The 17254-nt window shown below is 73.1% G+C and carries 17 protein-coding genes; 13 read left to right on the top strand and 4 right to left on the bottom strand.

From position 1 onward, the window contains the following. Nucleotides 1–936 carry a PAC2 family protein gene (locus L332_RS16990; RefSeq protein ID WP_021009430.1) on the bottom strand — a complete coding sequence of 312 codons (936 nt, stop codon included), beginning with the start codon at nt 934–936 and terminating at the stop codon, nt 1–3. Between the two features lie 57 nt (nt 937–993). Between L332_RS16990 and L332_RS16985 the strand changes: the two genes are divergently transcribed. The 10 genes from L332_RS16985 to L332_RS16950 are packed head-to-tail and all read left to right on the top strand — an operon-like array spanning nt 994 to nt 11404. Continuing rightward, nucleotides 994–1680, top strand: coding sequence for an HAD family hydrolase (locus L332_RS16985; RefSeq protein ID WP_031223196.1), 687 nt, complete (start codon nt 994–996; stop codon nt 1678–1680). Beyond that, the gene (locus L332_RS16980) at nt 1680–2675 is read left to right on the top strand and encodes a tRNA (adenine-N1)-methyltransferase (RefSeq protein WP_021009429.1); all 996 of its coding nucleotides are present in this window, start codon (nt 1680–1682) and stop codon (nt 2673–2675) included. Before L332_RS16985 ends, L332_RS16980 begins: the two co-directional genes overlap by 1 nt. A 36-nt stretch (nt 2676–2711) precedes the next feature. Then, entirely contained in the window at nt 2712–3686 is a 975-nt protein-coding gene (locus tag L332_RS29190; protein ID WP_021009428.1) for an FKBP-type peptidyl-prolyl cis-trans isomerase, read from the top strand. 13 nt (nt 3687–3699) lie between these two features. Then, the gene (locus L332_RS16975) at nt 3700–4722 is read left to right on the top strand and encodes a helix-turn-helix transcriptional regulator (RefSeq protein WP_021009427.1); all 1023 of its coding nucleotides are present in this window, start codon (nt 3700–3702) and stop codon (nt 4720–4722) included. Beyond that, entirely contained in the window at nt 4719–5657 is a 939-nt protein-coding gene (locus L332_RS0114585; RefSeq protein ID WP_021009426.1) for a helix-turn-helix transcriptional regulator, read from the top strand. The genes L332_RS16975 and L332_RS0114585 overlap by 4 nt, the downstream gene beginning before the upstream one ends. A gap of 33 nt (nt 5658–5690) precedes the next feature. Next, entirely contained in the window at nt 5691–5900 is a 210-nt protein-coding gene (gene tatA, locus L332_RS16970) for a twin-arginine translocase TatA/TatE family subunit (protein WP_021064842.1), read from the top strand. Between the two features lie 3 nt (nt 5901–5903). Then, complete coding sequence (tatC, locus tag L332_RS16965; RefSeq protein WP_021064841.1) at nt 5904–6695, top strand: twin-arginine translocase subunit TatC; 792 nt, start codon at nt 5904–5906, stop codon at nt 6693–6695. 29 nt (nt 6696–6724) lie between these two features. After that, nucleotides 6725–9106, top strand: a complete 2382-nt coding sequence (locus L332_RS16960) for a DEAD/DEAH box helicase (protein ID WP_081645965.1) — start codon at nt 6725–6727, stop codon at nt 9104–9106. Continuing rightward, a complete protein-coding gene (lnt, locus tag L332_RS16955) occupies nt 9103–10683 on the top strand; it encodes an apolipoprotein N-acyltransferase (RefSeq protein WP_021009423.1) in 1581 nt (526 codons plus the stop codon). Before L332_RS16960 ends, lnt begins: the two co-directional genes overlap by 4 nt. Next, nucleotides 10676–11404, top strand: coding sequence for a glycosyltransferase (locus L332_RS16950; protein WP_021009422.1), 729 nt, complete (start codon nt 10676–10678; stop codon nt 11402–11404). The genes lnt and L332_RS16950 overlap by 8 nt, the downstream gene beginning before the upstream one ends. A gap of 15 nt (nt 11405–11419) precedes the next feature. On the opposite strand, the gene L332_RS16945 is transcribed toward L332_RS16950, so the two are convergent. The 3 genes from L332_RS16945 to L332_RS16940 are packed head-to-tail and all read right to left on the bottom strand — an operon-like array spanning nt 11420 to nt 13922. Next, nucleotides 11420–12166: a glycerophosphodiester phosphodiesterase gene (locus L332_RS16945; protein WP_021009421.1), complete on the bottom strand. Its 747-nt coding sequence runs from the start codon at nt 12164–12166 to the stop codon at nt 11420–11422. Between the two features lie 13 nt (nt 12167–12179). Next, nucleotides 12180–13439, bottom strand: coding sequence for an SPFH domain-containing protein (locus L332_RS0114580; protein ID WP_021009420.1), 1260 nt, complete (start codon nt 13437–13439; stop codon nt 12180–12182). Nucleotides 13440–13463: 24 nt separating this feature from the next. Then, nucleotides 13464–13922, bottom strand: a complete 459-nt coding sequence (locus L332_RS16940) for an NfeD family protein (protein WP_021064840.1) — start codon at nt 13920–13922, stop codon at nt 13464–13466. Between the two features lie 95 nt (nt 13923–14017). On the opposite strand from L332_RS16940, the gene L332_RS16935 reads away from it, so the two are divergent. Genes L332_RS16935 through L332_RS16925 form a run of 3 tightly spaced genes read left to right on the top strand, consistent with a single transcriptional unit; the run spans nt 14018 to nt 17230 of the window. After that, nucleotides 14018–14839: an SDR family oxidoreductase gene (locus tag L332_RS16935; RefSeq protein ID WP_021009419.1), complete on the top strand. Its 822-nt coding sequence runs from the start codon at nt 14018–14020 to the stop codon at nt 14837–14839. Next, nucleotides 14839–16848 (top strand): S9 family peptidase, encoded by a 2010-nt coding sequence (locus L332_RS16930; RefSeq protein ID WP_021009418.1) that lies wholly within the window; start codon nt 14839–14841, stop codon nt 16846–16848. The genes L332_RS16935 and L332_RS16930 overlap by 1 nt, the downstream gene beginning before the upstream one ends. Nucleotide 16849: 1 nt before the next feature. Further along, nucleotides 16850–17230 (top strand): VOC family protein, encoded by a 381-nt coding sequence (locus L332_RS16925; RefSeq protein ID WP_021009417.1) that lies wholly within the window; start codon nt 16850–16852, stop codon nt 17228–17230. The last annotated feature ends 24 nt before the right edge of the window (nt 17231–17254 follow it).

Genomic DNA, 17254 nt, shown 5'->3' with positions numbered 1-17254 from the left:
TCAGACGGGCGGCGCGTCGTCCGGCCGGTCGCCGTCGCCCTGCGCGTCGGGCCGCGGGCGGCGGTTCTCGTCGCGCAGGAATCGCTCGAACTCGTGCGCGATCGCCTCGCCCGAGGCCTCGGGGCTCTCGACCGCGTCGCGCTGCTCCTCGAGCTTGCCGATGTAGGCGCGCATGTCGTCGTCGCGCTCGGTGATCTCGTCGATGCCGCGCTCCCACTCGCCCGACTGCTCGATGAGGTCGCCGAGCGGGATGGTCACGTCGATCATCTCGGAGAGCCGGTCGAGCAGCGCGATGACCGCCTTCGGGGCGGGGGCGTTGTGCACGTAGTGCGGCACGGATGCCCAGAGCGAGGCGGTCTGGATGCCCGCGTCCTGCGCGGCGAGCGAGAGCACCGTCATGATGCCCGTCGGCCCCTCGTACTCGCTCTGCAGCACGCCGAGCCGCGACTGCAGCTCGCGGCTGTCGCTCGAGATCGAGGTCGCGATGGGGCGCGTGTGCGGCACGTCGGCGAGCATCGCGCCGACGAAGACGATCGCCTCGACCTCGCAGCCGCGGGCGATCTCGAGGAACTCCGCCGCGTAGGCGGCCCAGTTGCGGCTCGGCTCGGCACCGACGAGCGCGAACACCTCGCCCTCGTTGCCGCTCGAGACGTCGAGGCCCGCGTCGGCGGCGAGCGCCTTCCGCGCCGAGGGGCGCGTGGGGGCGTACGCGATCGTCGAGGGCCACTGCAGCGCTCGCGTGCCGTCGTCGAGCGTGCGCACGACCGGCCGGTGCATCGCGAAGTCGACGTACTCGTCGGGCTCGATCTCGTCGAAGGGCTCGAGCTCGCACGCCTCGACGAGCCGCCGCACAGCGGTGCTCGCCGCATCGCCGGCATCGGTCCAGCCCTCGAACGCGACGACCATGATGCGGCCCTCGATGGGTCCTCGTGCCACGCCCGGCACCTCCTCACGTCGGACGCCCACTCTATGCCGCCCGGCTAGGCTGGCGCGGTGACCCCAGCCCCCTCCAGACCGATCGGTGCCGTGCTGTTCGACCTCGACGGCACGCTCGTCGACACCGAGCCCGCCTGGATGGCCGCCGAGGCGCGGCTCGCCGAGGAGCACGGCGTCGAGTGGACGCCCGCCGATGCCGAGGCGCTCGTCGGCTCCGACCTGTGGGACGGCGCCCGCTACTTCATCGAGCGCGGCGTGCCGATGGGGGAGCAGGAGATCGTCGACCGGCTCGTGGGCGAGGTGCTCGCGTGGATGGATGACGTGCTGCCCGCCCGACCAGGCGCCCTCGAGCTGCTGCGCGCGCTCCGCGACGAGGGCGTGCCGACCGCGCTCGTGACGATGTCGACGCGCTCGATCGTCGACCGCGTCGAAGCGGCGCTCGCCCGCTCGCTCGGCGGAGCGCCGTTCGACGCGACGGTCGCGGGCGACGAGTGCGAGCGCGGCAAGCCCGACCCGGAACCCTACCGGCGGGGGCTCGAGCTGCTCGGCGTCGGCGCGTCCGACGCGGTCGCGATCGAGGACTCGCGCACGGGCGCGGCGAGCGCGCTCGCCGCCGGGCTCGTGACGATCGGCGTGCCGCACGCCGTCGACCTGCAGGGCGTGCCCGGGATCGTGCACTGGCCCTCGCTCGCCGGTCGCACGCCCGCAGACCTCGCCGCCGCGATCGCGGAGGCCCGCTCGTGATGGGCAGGACCGGCCCCTTCCAGTGGGGCGACGTCGTGCAGCTGACCGGCCCGAAGCAGCGGCTCAACACGATCGTGCTCACCGAGGGCAAGCACTTCCACACGCAGCACGGCGCGCTCGCGCACGAGTCGTTCATCGGGCTCGACGACGGCTCGCTCGTGCACGTCGGCGAGGCGCCGTACCTCGCCATCCGGCCCCTCCTGCACGACTACGTCATGTCGATGCCGCGCGGCGCCGCGATCATCTACCCGAAGGACGCCGCCCACATCCTCGGCTTCGCCGACATCCACCCCGACCTCACGGTCGTCGAGGCGGGCGTCGGCTCGGGCGCCCTCTCGCTCTGGCTGCTGCGCGCGCTCCACGGCACGGGCCGGCTCGTCTCCTTCGAGCGCCGCGAGGAGTTCCGCGACGTCGCCGAGGCGAACGTCACCGGCTTCTTCGGCGAGCGGCCCGAGAACTGGACGACCGTGCTCGGCGACCTCGCCGAGGCGCTGCCCGAGCACGTCGCCGACGGCGAGGCCGACCGCGTGCTGCTCGACATGCTCGCGCCGTGGGAGTGCGTCGACGCGACCGCGCAGGCCCTGCGCCCCGGCGGGCTCGTGCTGGCGTACGTCGCGACCGTGACGCAGCTCTCGCGCACCGTCGAGGCGATCCGCGCCGACGGCCGCTTCACGGCACCCGTCTCCTCCGAGACGCTCGTGCGCGGCTGGCACGTCGAGGGCCTCGCCGTGCGGCCCGACCACCGCATGGTCGCGCACACCGGCTTCCTGATGACGGCACGACGCGTCGCGGACGGCGTCGAGCTGCCGTCGTTCCGCCGCCGAGCCGCGAAGGCCGACTTCGCTGAGGCCGACATCGAGGCGTGGACGCCGGGCGCGCTCGGCGATCGCACCCCGAGCGACAAGCGGATGCGTCGTGCCGTACGCGACGCGAAGCGGCAGGCTCAGGCGATCCTCGGCGAGGGCGAGGCCGGGGCGAGCGCCTGCCGCCGCTAGACTGAGCGCGATTCACCCACCTCGAAAGGCTTCGCCGTGCGCACTCGCCCCCTCTCGATCGCCGCGCTGCTCGTCGCAGCTGCCGGCCTCACCGCGTGCCAGGCGCCAGCCGGCGGCCTCGACGGCTGCGAGCCGCTGCTGCAGCCGGGCGCCGCGACCGGCGAGGTCTCGGTCGACACGTCGGGGGACGCTCCGGAGGCGAGCTTCCAGGTGCCGCTCGTGACCGACGGCAACCAGGCGCAGGTGCTCGGCGGCGAGGGCGAGCGCGCCGCCGACGGCGACACGGTCGACACGAACTACGTCGTCTACTCCGGCAAGACGGGCGAGCTCATCTCGACCTCGTACGCCGGCGGCTCCGGCGCCGCGGCGGCGAACCCGCTGCGGCTGAGCGTCGGCGGCGACTCGGTGCTCGCGCAGGCCGTCGCGTGCGCCGCCCCCGGCGGCCACGTCGTGCTCACGACCACGATCGCCGAGCTCTTCGGCCCGGGCGCGGCGTCCGAGTCGATGGACATCACCCCCGCCGACACCGCCGTCGTCGTGCTCGGCGTGAGCGACGTGCGGCCCGGCCGCGCCGAGGGCAACCCGCGCCCCGGCCAGCAGGGCATGCCCGCGATCGCGCTCGCGCCGAACGGGCAGCCCGGCGTGACCTTCCCGGGCTCGCCCCCGCCGGCCGAGCTCACCGTCATGCAGAGCATCGAGGGCACCGGCCCCGAGGTCGCCGAGGGCGACACCGTGCTGCTGCACTACACCGGCATCATCTGGGAGACCGAGGAGGTCTTCGACTCGTCGTGGGAGAAGGGCAGCCCCACCGAGATGACCATCTCCGACGCGAACCTCATCCCCGGCTTCGTCGACGCGGTCGTCGGCCAGCCGGTCGGCAGCCAGGTCGTCGTCTCGATCCCGCAGGAGCTCGGCTACGACGACCCGGCCACACGGCCCGCGTCGATCGGCGAGGGCGAGCACCTGCTGTTCGTCATCGACATCCTCGACCGGGTCGACCCCGCCGAGTGAGGCTCGCGCGCTGATGGCGAGGATCGAGGCTGAGGAGCGGCAGTTCTCCCTGCTGCTCGCGCTCGTCGACGCGCGCGCCGGCTTCACGAAGCACGAGCTCTTCGAGCGCGTCGCCGGCTACCAGGGCCAGGCGCCCGGCGACGCGCTCGAGCGCATGTTCGAACGCGACAAGGACGCGCTGCGCGAGCACGGCATCGTCATCGACGTCGTGCAGCCCCCGGGCGACGACAGCAACCAGCAGGCGCGCTACCGCGTGCTCGACGGCGTGCTCGGCGACCCCGCCGAGCTGCAGTTCGACGCCGACGAGCGCGAGCTGCTCGACCTCGCGCTGCGCGTGTGGCACGAGGGCGGGCTCACCGAGGAGGCGCAGCGCGCGGCCCTCAAGCTGCGCGCCGATCCGGAGTTCCGGGGCGGACTGCCGCTCGAGCGCACGCCCGGCCGCATCGAGGAGCCGGCGGTCGCCGAGGTGCTGCTGCCGCGGCAGCGCCCGCGCGAGCGCGCGTTCCAGGCGCTCAAGCGCGCCGCCGACCGCGGCCGCGAGGTCGTCTTCGACTACCTCAAGCCCGGCGAGCGCGCGCCGCGCACGCGCACGGTGCAGCCGTGGGCGACCGTGCTGTTCCGCGGGCGCTGGATGCTCGTGGGCTTCGACCTCGGCGCCGAGGACTCGCGCACGTTCCTCATGCAGCGCATCGTGTCGCCCGTGAAGGATCGCGCGGCGCGCACGCCGTTCGAGGTGCCGGCGGATGCGGCGAGCGGCGCGATCGCGAAGCTCGAGGAGATCTGGGCGGGGGCATCGGTGGGCGTGCTCGCCGTGCCGGGCAGCGATGCCGACATCCGGCTGCGCCACCGGCCCGGCACGACCGAGGAGGACGGGCTGCTCGTCGTGCACCACGCCGACCGCCACCTGCTCGCCGACGAGCTCGCGGCCTTCGGCGCCGACGTGCAGGTCGTGTGGCCCGAGGAGCAGCGCGCCCTCGTGCGCGCGAGGCTCGAGCGCGTGCGCGATGCGCACGCCGACCCGGAGGAGGCGGCATGAGCGCGTCGCGCGTCGAGCGCGGCATCGGACTGCTGCTCTCCCTCATCCAGTACGTCACCGCATCCGGCTCCGTCACGGTCGCGGAGGCCGCCGCGCACTTCGGCGTCGACGACGAGCGCATCCGCGAGGCCGTGCGGCGCGTGTTCATGTCGGGCGTCCCGGACGGCGCGGGCGACTTCATCCGCTTCGACATCGACTTCGACGCGTTCGAGGAGCAAGACGTCATCTCGGTGACGATGCGGCCAGCCTTCGAGGACGAGACCGTGCGGCTCTCGCCGCGAGAGGCGAGCGCCCTCATCGCGGGGCTCTCGCTCGTCGCCGGCTACACCGACGCGGCCCCCGAGCGCGTCGAGGCGCTGCAGGAGAAGCTGCGCGGCGCTGCCTCGCGCGGCGCCGACACCGTCGCCGTCGACCGGCTCGAGGTGCCGCGGGCCGCGCAGCTCGTGCGCGACGCGATCCGCGCCCGCACGGTGCTGTCGATCGACTACCGCAAGCCCGGCGAGGGATCGCGCCGTCGCACCGTCGCTCCCACGCGCCTCGAGCTGCGCGAGGGCCAGGTGTTCGTCCGCGGCTTCGACCTCGACCGGCAGGATGCGCGCACCTTCCGGCTCGACCGCATCGAGTCGATCGAGCGCACCGAGCTCCCGTGGCCGCATACGATGCCCGCGCTCGAGCGCCCCGTCACGGGCACGGCGCAGATCATCGCGACGCGCGCTGCGGCGGCCCTGCTCGCCGACTACGCCACGAGCGAGCCCGTCTCGGTCGACGGCGATCGCGTGCGGCTCGACATCGAGCTGTGGAGCGAGGCGAGCGTGCTGAGCGCGGTCGCCTCGTGCGGCGGAGACGCCGAGATCATCGCGCCCGCGAGCCTGCGTCGCGCGATGCACAGGTTCACGACGGCTGCGCTGGGGGACGGGCAGTCGACGGCCGGGTAGGATAGGGGAGTCGGACGAGCGCGGAGGACGATCATGCCCGGTTTCTTCAACAATGCGGCTTCGCATTGGTGGATCATCCTCATCATCGTCGTGCTCATCTTCGGCGCCTCGAAGCTCCCGGCGCTCGCGCGCAGCCTCGGCCAGTCGGTCAACATCCTGAAGAAGGAGGTCAAGGGCGACGGCACCGATGCGCCCGCGTCCTCCGAGACCGACGACCAGGCCTCCAGCTCCGACCGGAAGTAGCGCATGGCCCGCAAGGGGCGGCAGTCGAACCCTGAGGCGACCATGCGCCTCGCCGGTCACCTGCGCGAGTTCAAGCGGCGCTTCCTCATCTCGGGCGTCGCCTTCGTCGTCGCCGCGATCGGCGGCTTCTTCCTCGCCGCACCGCTCCTGCAGCTGCTGAGCGCACCGCTCGACGAGCTGCAGGCCTCGGGGCTCCCGGTCGAGCTCAACGTGACGAACATCACGCAGGCGCTCGACGTGCAGATGCGCATCGCCTTCTTCCTCGGCCTCATCCTCTCGAGCCCGATCTGGATCTGGCAGCTGCTCGCCTTCGTGGTGCCGGCGCTGCGCGGCATCGAGCGGCGCTACGTGCTCGGCTTCATCGCCGCGGCGGTGCCGCTCTTCGTCGCCGGCTGCGCGACCGGCTGGTTCGTCCTGCCGCGCATCATCCGGCTGTTCGTCGGCTTCACCCCCGACGGGTTCACCGCCTTCCTCGGCGCATCCGACTACTGGGACTTCTCGCTCAAGCTCGTCTTCGCCGTCGGCGTCTCCTACGTGCTGCCCGTCATCGTCGTCTTCCTCAACCTCGCGGGAGTGCTGAGCGGCGCGGCGATCATCAAGGGCTGGCGCTGGGCGGTGCTCGCCGCGACGCTCTTCGGCGCCTTCGTCACCCCGGCCGGGGAGGTGCTGAGCATGTTCATCATCGCCGTGCCGATGGTCGTGCTGTACTTCGCCGCCGCCGGCATCGCGCTGCTCGTCGACCGGCGGCGCGCGAAGCGCGAGAGCGCGCTCGAGTCGAGCGGAGCGGCCGCGTGAGCGTCGCGACCGAGGCGTTCGCGCGCGCGATGCCGTTCGGGCTCGACCCGTTCCAGCGGGAGGCGTGCGAGGCGATCGAGGCCGGCTCGAGCGTGCTCGTCGCCGCCCCGACCGGCGCGGGCAAGACGGTCGTCGCCGAGTTCGCCATCCGCATCACCATGGAGGCGCCCACCGGCCGCGTCTTCTACACGACGCCCATGAAGGCGCTGTCGAACCAGAAGCACCGAGAGCTCACCGAGGTCTACGGGCACGCATCCGTGGGTCTCCTCACCGGCGACACGTCGATCAACGGCGACGCCCGCATCGTCGTCATGACGACCGAGGTGCTGCGCAACATGCTCTACGAGGGGCGCGACCTCTCGGCGCTCGAGTACGTCGTGATGGATGAGGTGCACTACCTCGCGGACCGGTTCCGGGGGCCCGTGTGGGAAGAGGTCATCATCCACCTCCCGCGCCACGTGCGGCTCGTCTCGCTCTCGGCGACGGTCTCGAACGCCGAGGAGTTCGGCGCGTGGCTCGACGCCGTGCGCGGCGACACCCGCGTGATCGTGAGCGAGCACCGGCCGGTGCCGCTCGACGCGCACGTGCACATCCGCGGGCGCCTCGTCGACCTCTTCGACTCGAAGGCGGGCGAGGAGACGCACCGGCCCGGCCGCGAGCTCGTCGAGCTCGCCCGCGGCACCGACCTCGCCGACTCCGCGGCGCACGGCCATCGCGATCGCGGCGGCCACAACCGCTACCGCTCCCGCCGCCCGCCGAAGGGCGGCCGCCGCCCCGGCCAGGGCGGCGGCTTCCCGGCACGCGTCGACCGGGTCGCGCTCATCGCGATGCTCGACGACCGCGAGATGCTGCCGGCCATCGACTTCATCTTCTCGAGGGCCGGCTGCGACGCGGCGGTGCAGCAGGTCGTCTCGGGCGGCGTGCGGCTCACGACCCCGGAGGACCGCGCCGAGATCCGCGCGATCGTCGACGAGCGCACCCGCCTGCTCGACGACGCCGACCTCGCGGTGCTCGGCTATTGGGACTGGCTCGACGGCCTCGAGCGCGGCGTCGCGGCGCACCACGCGGGGCTGCTGCCGGTGTTCAAGGAGGTCGTCGAGGAGCTCTTCCGCGCCCGCTTGCTCAAGGTCGTCTTCGCCACCGAGACGCTCGCGCTCGGCATCAACATGCCGGCCCGCACCGTCGTGCTCGAGCAGCTCGAGAAGTTCAACGGCGAGGCACGCGTGCGCATCACGCCGGGGGAGTACACGCAGCTCACGGGCCGCGCCGGGCGGCGCGGCATCGACACCGAGGGCCACGCGGTCGTGATCTGGAACGGCAAGCTGCAGCCGGTCGAGGTCGCCTCGCTCGCCTCCCGTCGCACCTACCCGCTCCACTCGAGCTTCCGGCCGACGTACAACATGGCCGTCAACCTCGTCGACCGGCTCGGGGTCGCCGGCACGCGCGAGGTGCTCGAGACCTCGTTCGCGCAGTTCCAGGCCGACCGCTCGGTCGTGCAGCTCGCGCGCCGGGTCGTCGACCAGCGCGCGAGCCTCGCTGGCTACGAGGAGTCGATGCGGTGCCACCTCGGCGACTTCTCGGAGTACGCGGCGCTGCGGCGCGGGGTGAGCGACCTCGAGCGCGACGCCGCGCGCGCGGGGCTGAGCCACGGCGAGCACGAGCGGCTGCAGCGACAGCTGCAGGGCGTGCGGCGGCGGATGCGCGCGCACCCGTGCCACGCGTGCCCCGAGCGGGAGCAGCACGCGCGCTGGGGCGAGCGCTACTGGCGGCTCCGTCGCGACATCGAGAAGGCGGAGCGGCAGATCGACCGCCGCACCGGCCAGATCGCGCAGGCCTTCGACCGCATCACCGAGATCCTCCGCGAGCTCGGCTACATCGAGCACGCCGACGACGGCGAGCGCGTCACGCAGGCCGGCGAGGTGCTGCGCCGCATCTACGGCGAGCGCGACCTGCTGACCGCCGAGAGCCTGCGGCGCGGGCTCTGGGCGCAGCTCGACGCCCCGGCGCTCGCGGCAATGGCGAGCGCGCTCGTCTTCGAGGGCCGTCGCGACGAGGGGATGCTGCCCGAGCGGATGCTGCCGAAGGGTCCGTTCGTCGAGGCGCTCGACGCGACCCAGCGGCTCTGGGCGCAGCTCGACGACCTCGAGCAGTCGCACCGGTTGCCCGGCTCGCTGCCGCTGCAGACGGGGCTCACGCTCGCGATGCATCGCTGGGCGCGCGGCTACCCGCTCGAGGGCGTGCTGCGCGACACCGAGCTCGCGGCGGGCGACTTCGTGCGCTGGACGAAGCAGACGATCGACGTGCTCGAGCAGCTCGCGCAAGTGGCACCGAAGCGCTTGCGCCGCACGGCCGACGAGGCGGTCGACCGCATCCGCCGCGGCGTCGTCGAGGCCTCGGGGTCGGCGCTGTGACGGCGACGAGGGCGGCGACCGCAGCCGCGCGACGCTCGCGCTCGCGCGCGCCGCTGCCGCTCGCGTACGCGTGGGCGGCAGCGATCGCGGCCGGCGCGATCATGCCCTTCGCGTTCCAGCCGTTCGGCTGGTGGCCGCTCATCGTGCCGGCCGTCGGCCTCGCGATCGTCTCGCTGCGCGGGCGATCGCTCGGCGCCGCCTTCGGGCTCGGCTTCACGACCGGCGCGATCTTCTTCCTGCTCCACATCCAGTGGATCACCGTCTACCTCGGCCTCGTGCCGCTCGTCGCGCTCACCGCGTGGATGGCCGCGTGGTGGGGGCTCGGCGGCATGGCGCTCGCGCTCGCGTGGCGGTGGGGCGATCCGCGCATGCAGGGACCGCTCGGCGCGTTCGCCGGCATGCCGCTGCTCCTCGGTGCCGTCTGGACGGCGCGCGAGTCGCTCTCGTCGAGCGTGCCGTGGGGCGGCTTCGCGTGGGGCAGGCTCGCGCACTCCCAGGCCGCGAGCCCGCTCGCCGACACCACGAGCTGGGTGGGCTTCTCGGGCCTCACGTTCCTCCTCGCCGCCGTCTCGGCCCTGCTCGTGCAGCTCGTGCTGCACCACCGCACGATCCTCCGCCGGCGCCTGACGATCGGCGCGGCCGCGCTCATCCTGCTCGTCGCTATCCCGGGGTTCCCCGTCGAGGCGACCGGGAGCATCCGCGTCGGCGCCGTGCAGGGTGACAGCGAGGCGGGGCTGCTCGCGCCGCGCGTGCCCGGTCAGATCCTCGAGCAGCACCTCGAGGCGACGCGCGGGCTCGAGGGCGAGGAGCTCGACCTGCTCGTCTGGCCCGAGAACGCCGCGGAGTGGTACGCCGACGAGACGCCCGCGACCATGGCGGCGCTCGACCGCGTGGCCGAGCGCTTCGACGCGCCGCTCGTGACCGGCACGATCACGCGCGACGGCGACGACACCTACAACGCGCTCATCCAGGTCGAGCCCGGTCGGGGCGCGGTCGCCGAGTACCGCAAGCGCCACCCCGTGCCGTTCGCCGAGTACCTGCCGGCGCGCGGGTTCTTCGAGCCCATCCTCGAGGCGCTCGGGTTCCTGCAGTACATCCCGCGCGACTACTCGATCGACCCCTCGAGCGCGAACGCGTTCGAGGTCGCGGGCACGACCGCGGGCCTCGCGATCTGCTTCGACATCGTCGACGACCACCTCGCGCGCGAGATGGTGCTCGAGCACGGCGCCGAGATCATCCTCGCGCCGACGAACAACGCCGACTTCGGCGAGGGCTCGGCCGAGAACGTGCAGCAGCTCGCGATCGCGCAGCTGCGCGCCGCCGAGGCGGGCCGCGCGCTCGTCAACATCTCGACGGTCGGCACGAGCGCGATCATCGGCCCCGACGGCGCCGAGATCGACCGCTTGCCGCAGTACGAGCCCGGCACGATGGCCGAGGAGCTGCCGCTGTCGACGACCGTCACCCCCGGCATCCGTCTGGGAGCATGGATCGACCTCGCGCTCATCATCGGCGCGGCGCTCGCGCTCGCGGGCCTGGGGGTCGCGAACCGGACAGCAGCGAGGAGGCCGCATGCCTGACGTCATGATCGTCGTGCCCACCTACAACGAGATCGACGGCCTTGAGCGCACGGTCGGTCGCTTGCGGCAATCGGTGCCGCACGCCGAGCTCGTCATCGTCGACGACGGCAGCCCCGACGGCACCGGCGAGCTCGCCGAGAGCCTCTCGAAGCGAGACGCCGGCACGATGGTCGTGCACCGCACCGAGCGCGGCTACCGCTCCGCGGTGATCGAGGGGATGCGCTTCGCGATGTCGCGCGGAGCCACGCGCGTCGTCATCACCGACGCCGACGGCTCCTACGACGCCGACGACCTGCCGGAGCTGCTCGGCGTCTCGGCCGACGGCGTCGACCTCGTGATCGGCTCGCGCTTCGTCGAGGGCAGCGACGTGCGCAACATGGGGCTCCGGCGCCGCCTCGCGGCCCGCATCGGCAACGTCTACGCGCGCAGCATGCTCCAGACCGGCGTGCAGGACCTCACGAGCTCGCTGCGCGTCTACCGAACGCGCATCCTCGAGCGGATCGACCTCGACGCGATCCAGGTGGACGCGTACGCGTTCCAGGTGGCGATGGCGGTGCGCGTCGCGCAGGCCGGCGGCACGATCGCGGAGGTGCCGATCCACTTCATCGAGCGCGCGACCGGCAGCTCGAAGATGCGGCTCGGCGACGAGCTCGGCACGGTCGGCGCCGTCACGAAGTGGTCGCTCTCGGGCGTGCGGGCGCTGCCGAAGCCCCCGCGCTGACGCCCGAGCGCCCGATCAGCGGGGGAGCAGCGGCAGCGCGAGGTCGCAGCGGTCGGTGACGATGCCGTCGGCGCCGAGCTCGAGCAGCTCCCGCATCTCCGACTCGTCGTTGATCGTCCACACGTGCACCTCGACGCCCGCGGCCTGGAAGGCGCGCACGCTGCGCGCGGTGACCAGCTCGACGCCGCGATGCCGCCGCGGCACCTGCAGGGCGACGACGGGGGCGAGGATCCGGCGCAGCCGCCCCGCGAGCCCGAGCCGCTGCGCGACGATCGCCTTCGCGACCATCGACTGCGACGCGCTCGTCGCGACGCCCGGCACGAGCTCCGCCGCCTGGCGGCGCCGGCGCTCGGAGAACGACGTGAGCAGCACGCGATCCGTCGCCTTGGCCTCGACGACCGCGCGCACCGCGGGCACGACCGACGCATCCGTCTTCAGGTCGATGTTCCAGTGCGCGTCGGGCAGCGCGAGCAGCGCCTCGCGCAGTCCCGGCACGTGCTCGCCCTGGCCGAGGTCGATGCGCTGCAGGTCCCGGAACAGCGTCTGCTCGATCTCGACGTCGCGCCCGGCGACGCGGTCGAGCGAGGGGTCGTGCGCGATCACGGCGACCCCGTCGGCCGTCGCGTGCACATCCGTCTCGAGGAACCGCGCCCCCGCGTCGACCGCGGCGATGAACGCCGACATCGTGTTCTCGGGCGCCTCGAGCGCGAGGCCGCGGTGCGCGAGCACGCGCGGCGGTCGCGGGTCGAGGTAGCCGCTCACGGGTGTCGGCGCGTCACGCCTGCGGTGCCCTGCCGTCGTTCGCATCGGTGCCGCCGTGGGCACCGGGCTCCGCATCCGGCACCTCGTTGGCCGCCTGTCGGGCCGCCTCGACCGCCTCGCTGTAGTCGGTGCTCGGCGTCTCGTCGGCGAGCGACGTCGACGAGGAGACGGCATCGGTCGAGCCGGCGCCCTGCGGGTCGATGCCGCTCGCCTGCAGCGTCTCGGCGATCGAGGGGACTTCGACGTCGCTCACGGAGTCGGCCTGGAAGGTCTCGTCGAGGATCGACGGCTCTGCAGCCTCGCCGTCGTGCTTCGACGGGCCCTTCTGGAACGGCACCTGCGCTCGCCCCTCGAAGAATCCGCGCCCGACGCCCTGCAGCGCATCCGTCAGCTCCGACGGGATGATCCAGAGCTTGTTCGCGTCGCCCTCGGCCAGCTTCGGGAGCGTCTGGAGGTACTGGTAGGCGAGCAGCTTGTCGTCGGCGTCGCCCTCGTGGATGGCGGCGAAGACGCGCTCGATCGCCTCGGACTCACCCTTCGCGAGCAGCACCTGCGCCTCGGCGTCACCCTTGGCGCGCAGCACCTGGGCCTTCGCCTGGCCCTCGGCGCGCAGGATCTCGGACTGGCGGAGGCCCTCGGCCTCGAGGATCTGCGACTGCTTCGAGCCCTCGGCGGTGAGGATCGCGGCGCGGCGGTCGCGCTCGGCGCGCATCTGCTTCTCCATCGAGTCCTGGATCGAGTGGGGCGGGTCGATCGCCTTGAGCTCGACGCGGCCGACGCGCAGGCCCCACTTGCCGGTCGCCTGGTCGAGCACGTTGCGCAGCTGGCCGTTGATCGTGTCGCGGCTCGTGAGCGCCTCCTCGAGGTTCATGCCGCCGACGACGTTGCGGAGCGTCGTTGTCGTGAGCTGCTCGACGGCCGAGAGGTAGTCGGCGATCTCGTAGGTCGCGGCGCGCGCGTCGGTCACCTGGAAGTAGACGACGGTGTCGATCGAGACGACGAGGTTGTCCTCGGTGATCACGGGCTGCGGCGGGAAGGAGCGGACCTGCTCACGCATGTCGACCGAGTACGACACCCGGTCGATGAACGGCACGAGGAAGTTGAGGCCCGGCTGCAGCACGCGGTGGAAGCGGCCGAGCCGCTCGACCACGCCCGTGAAGCCCTGCTTGATGATGCGGATCGACCGGAAGAGCGTGACGAGCACGAACAGGACGATGAGCGCGACGAGCACGAGCAGGAAGGCGTTGAGGATGAATCCTCCGTCGATCGGCATGGGGGCTCCTTGGTTGTCGGGCGGTTATCGCTGGGCGGGGACGATGATGGCGGTCGCCCCCTCGATAGCGGTGACGACGATGCGCTCGCCGACGTCGGGATCCCGCGGCTGCACCGCGGGGGAGAGGCGCGCGGTCCACACGTCGCCGTTCGAGAGCGTGACCTCGCCGGCGCCGCGCACGAACGTGCGCGTGACCTCGCCGGCCATGCCCAGGAGGGCGTCGACGCCCTGCAGGTTGAGCTCGCCCGACTCGTGCAGGCGCTGCAGCAGCTTGGGCCGCACGAGCAGCAGCAGCAGCAGCGCCGCGGCGGCGGCGATGAGCACCTGCGCCCAGACGGGCAGCCCGGTGATGCTCGAGACGAGGCCCCCGATCGAGGCCATGCCGATCATGAGGAACGTGAACTCGAGCGTGACCATCTCGATGATGAAGCAGATGAGCGCGACGACGAGCCACACGATCCACGCGTACTGGGCAAGGTCCACGCGCCCAGCATATTGAGCGGGCGCTGGAACCGCTCGAGGCGCGCACGAGCGGGACGGAGTGCGCAGTAGTGTCGACTCGAACGAAGGAGATCCCTGTGCCGAATGCCGACGCGACGAATCCCGATCCCGCCGGAGAGGAGACCGCGCCGCTCGCGCCGGGCTCGCTCACCGGCCGCACGGCCCTCGTCACCGGATCGAGCCGCGGCATCGGCGCCTCGACCGTCCAGCTGCTCGCCGCCGCGGGTGCCGACGTCGTCGTGAACTACCGCGCGAAGGCGCCGCGCGCCGAGAAGGTCGCCGCCGCAGCCGAGGCGCACGGCGTCCAGGCGCTCGTCGTGCAAGCAGACCTCACCGACCCCGCGAGCGTCGCATCGATGTTCGAGGCCGCGCGCGAGCGCTTCGGGGGCCTCGACATCCTCGTCATGAACGCATCCGGGGGCATGGAGAGCGGCATGGGCGAGGACTACGCCATGCGGCTCAACCGCGACGCGCAGGTCGGCCTGCTCGAGGCGGCGCTCCCGGTGCTGCGCGACGGGGCCCGAGTGGTGTTCGTCACGAGCCACCAGGCGCACTTCATCCGCACGACCCCGACGATGCCCGAGTACGAGCCCGTCGCCCGCTCGAAGCGAGCGGGGGAGGACGCGCTGCGCGAGCGGATCCCGTCGCTCGCCGAGCGCGGCATCGAGCTCGTCGTCGTCTCGGGCGACATGATCGAGGGCACGATCACCGCGACGCTCCTCGAGCGCGCGAATCCCGGCGCGATCGCGAGCCGGCGCGAGGAGGCCGGTCGCCTCTACGACGTCGACGAGTTCGCGCGGGAGGTCGCGCTCGCCGCGGTCGAGCCCGTGGCCGCCGACAGCACGAGGCTCGTCGGCGACGTCTCCGGCTTCGGCGACGCCGAGGGGGTGCGGAGCTGATGCGCGCCGAGGACATCGAGCACCTCGTCTCGCTCTCGCGCCCGGCGGTGCACCCGAGCGGCGAGTGGGCGATCGTCGCCGCGAGCCGGCCGAGCGTGCGCGCGAACCGCAACGTCGGGCAGCTCTGGCGCGTCTCGCTCGCCGACGGCGCGCGGCGCCGGCTCACCGGCGGCGTCGCCGACCGCGAGCCGCAGCTGACGCCGGACGGCGCGACCGTGCTCTTCCTCCGCGATGACGCCAAGGACAAGCCGCAGGTCTGGGCGATGCGCGCGGACGGCGGCGAGCCCGTGCAGGCGACCGCGCAGCCGGGCGGCGTGCGGGAGTTCGCGGTCTCGCCGGACGGCGGCCGCATCGCCTTCACCGCGACGGTCGTCGAGCCCGGCCGCTACGGGAGTGTCGAGGGACTCGGCGCCGCGCAGGAGTCGCCGCGCCTCATCACGCGCAACCGCAACCTCGCGAACGGCGTCGGGAGCCTCATCGGCCGCCGCTCGCACGTCTTCGTCGCCGCGCTGCCCGACCTCGACGTCGAGCCGCGCTACGACCGCGCTCCGCACCCGCACGACACGGCCGAGACGCGCGACGACGCGCCGTTCGCGCCCGACGCGACCCAGCTGAGCCACGGCGACTTCGACCACTCGGCGCCGGTCTTCTCCGTCGACGGCGAGCGCGTGCTGTGCGTGACGGCGCGGCACGACTCGCGCGACGACGACCTCGTGAACGCCATCGTGGAGTTCGACGCAGCGACCGCGCACGGCGAGCCCCACACGATCCTCTCCTCGCGCGCCGGGCTCTCGGTCGGCGAGGTGCGCCCGACGCCCGACGGCGGGTTCGTGCTGCTCGCGCAGCACATGGGCGAGACGGGTCGTGACTTCGTCGCTCGCAGCACGCAGCTGTTCGTGCTCGAGCACCCCGGCGCGCACGCCGAGGAGGTCACGGACGGCGAGTCGGTCGACCTCGGCGAGCAGGGGAGCCACGCGACGGTCGTCGACGACGGCGTGCTCGTGCAGGAGCGCGCGCGCGGCCGCAACCGGCTCGTGCACGTCACGGGCGGCGGCTCGCGGGAGCTCATCGGCGGCGACCTCGAGGTCATCGGCCACGGCGTCGGCGACGGCGTCACTGTCGCGACCGTCGTGACGCCGACGTCGGCCGGCGAGGTCGCCGTGCTCGACGAGCACGGCGTGCGCGTCATCACCGACTTCGGCGCGCGGCTCGCCGAGGCGGGCGTCGTGCTGCCGACCGAGCACGACATCACCGGCCGCGACGGCCGCCCGGTGCACGGCTGGGTCTGGGTGCCCGAGGGCGAGGGACCGCATCCCGTGCTCCTCAACATCCACGGCGGGCCCTTCGCGCAGTACGGCGTCGGCGTCTTCGACGAGGCGCAGGTCGCGGTCGCCGCGGGCTACGCCGTCGTGCAGTGCAACCCGCGGGGTTCGGCCGGCTACGGCCGCGAGCACGGCGTCGCGATCAAGCAGGCGATGGGCACCGTCGACCTGACCGACGTGCTCGACTTCTTCGACGGCGCGCTCGACGCGCATCCCGAGCTCGACCGCGAGCGCCTCGGCATCATGGGCGGCTCGTACGGCGGCTACCTCACGGCGTGGACGATCGCGCACGACCACCGCTTCGCGGCGGCGATCGTCGAGCGGGGCTTCCTCGACCCCGAGTCGTTCATGGGCACGAGCGACATCGGCTGGTTCTTCGGCGGCGAGTACACCGGCACCGATCCGGATGCGATGCGTGCGCAGAGCCCGATGGCGCGCGTCGGCGACGTGCGCACCCCGACGCTCGTGGTCCACTCCGAGCAGGACTGGCGCTGCCCGCCCGAGCAGGCGCAGCGGTACTGGGCCGCGCTCAAGCGGCAGGGCGTCGAGACGGCGCTGCTGCTCTTCCCGGGCGAGAACCACGAGCTCACCCGCTCGGGCCAGCCGCGCCACCGCATCGAGCGCTTCGAGCACGTGCTGCGCTGGTGGGGCAAGCACCTGCCCACGGCCGAGAACCACGGCGGCTGACGTGATCGGCGACAGCCCGCTCGTGCAGGTGGCGCAGCGCGCCGTCGACCTCGAGCGGGCTGCCGAGTTCTACGCCGACCTGCTCGGCGTGCCCGTGGTGACGACCTTCGAGCCGTCAGGCCTCGCGTTCCTCGTGCTCGGCGACTCGCGGCTGCTGCTCGAGCGCGGTGCGCCCTCGGCGCTGCTCTACTTCGCCGTCGACGACCTCGACGAGCGGGTGGAGCGCCTCCGCGCAGCCGGGGTCGGCATCGTGAGCGAGCCGCACACGATCTTCGAGCACGACGACGACGCCCTCGGGCCGGCCGGCACGGTCGAGCGGATGGCGTTCGTGCTCGACAGCGAGGGCAACACGATCGCGCTCGTCGAGCACGGCGCGGGCTGAGCGCTCAGATGGTCAGCGCTCAGG

It is taken from the genome of Agrococcus pavilionensis RW1, assembly GCF_000400485.1.
GTDB classification, from domain to species: Bacteria; Actinomycetota; Actinomycetes; order Actinomycetales; family Microbacteriaceae; genus Agrococcus; species Agrococcus pavilionensis.
This window is presented reverse-complemented; position numbering and strand designations above follow the sequence as displayed.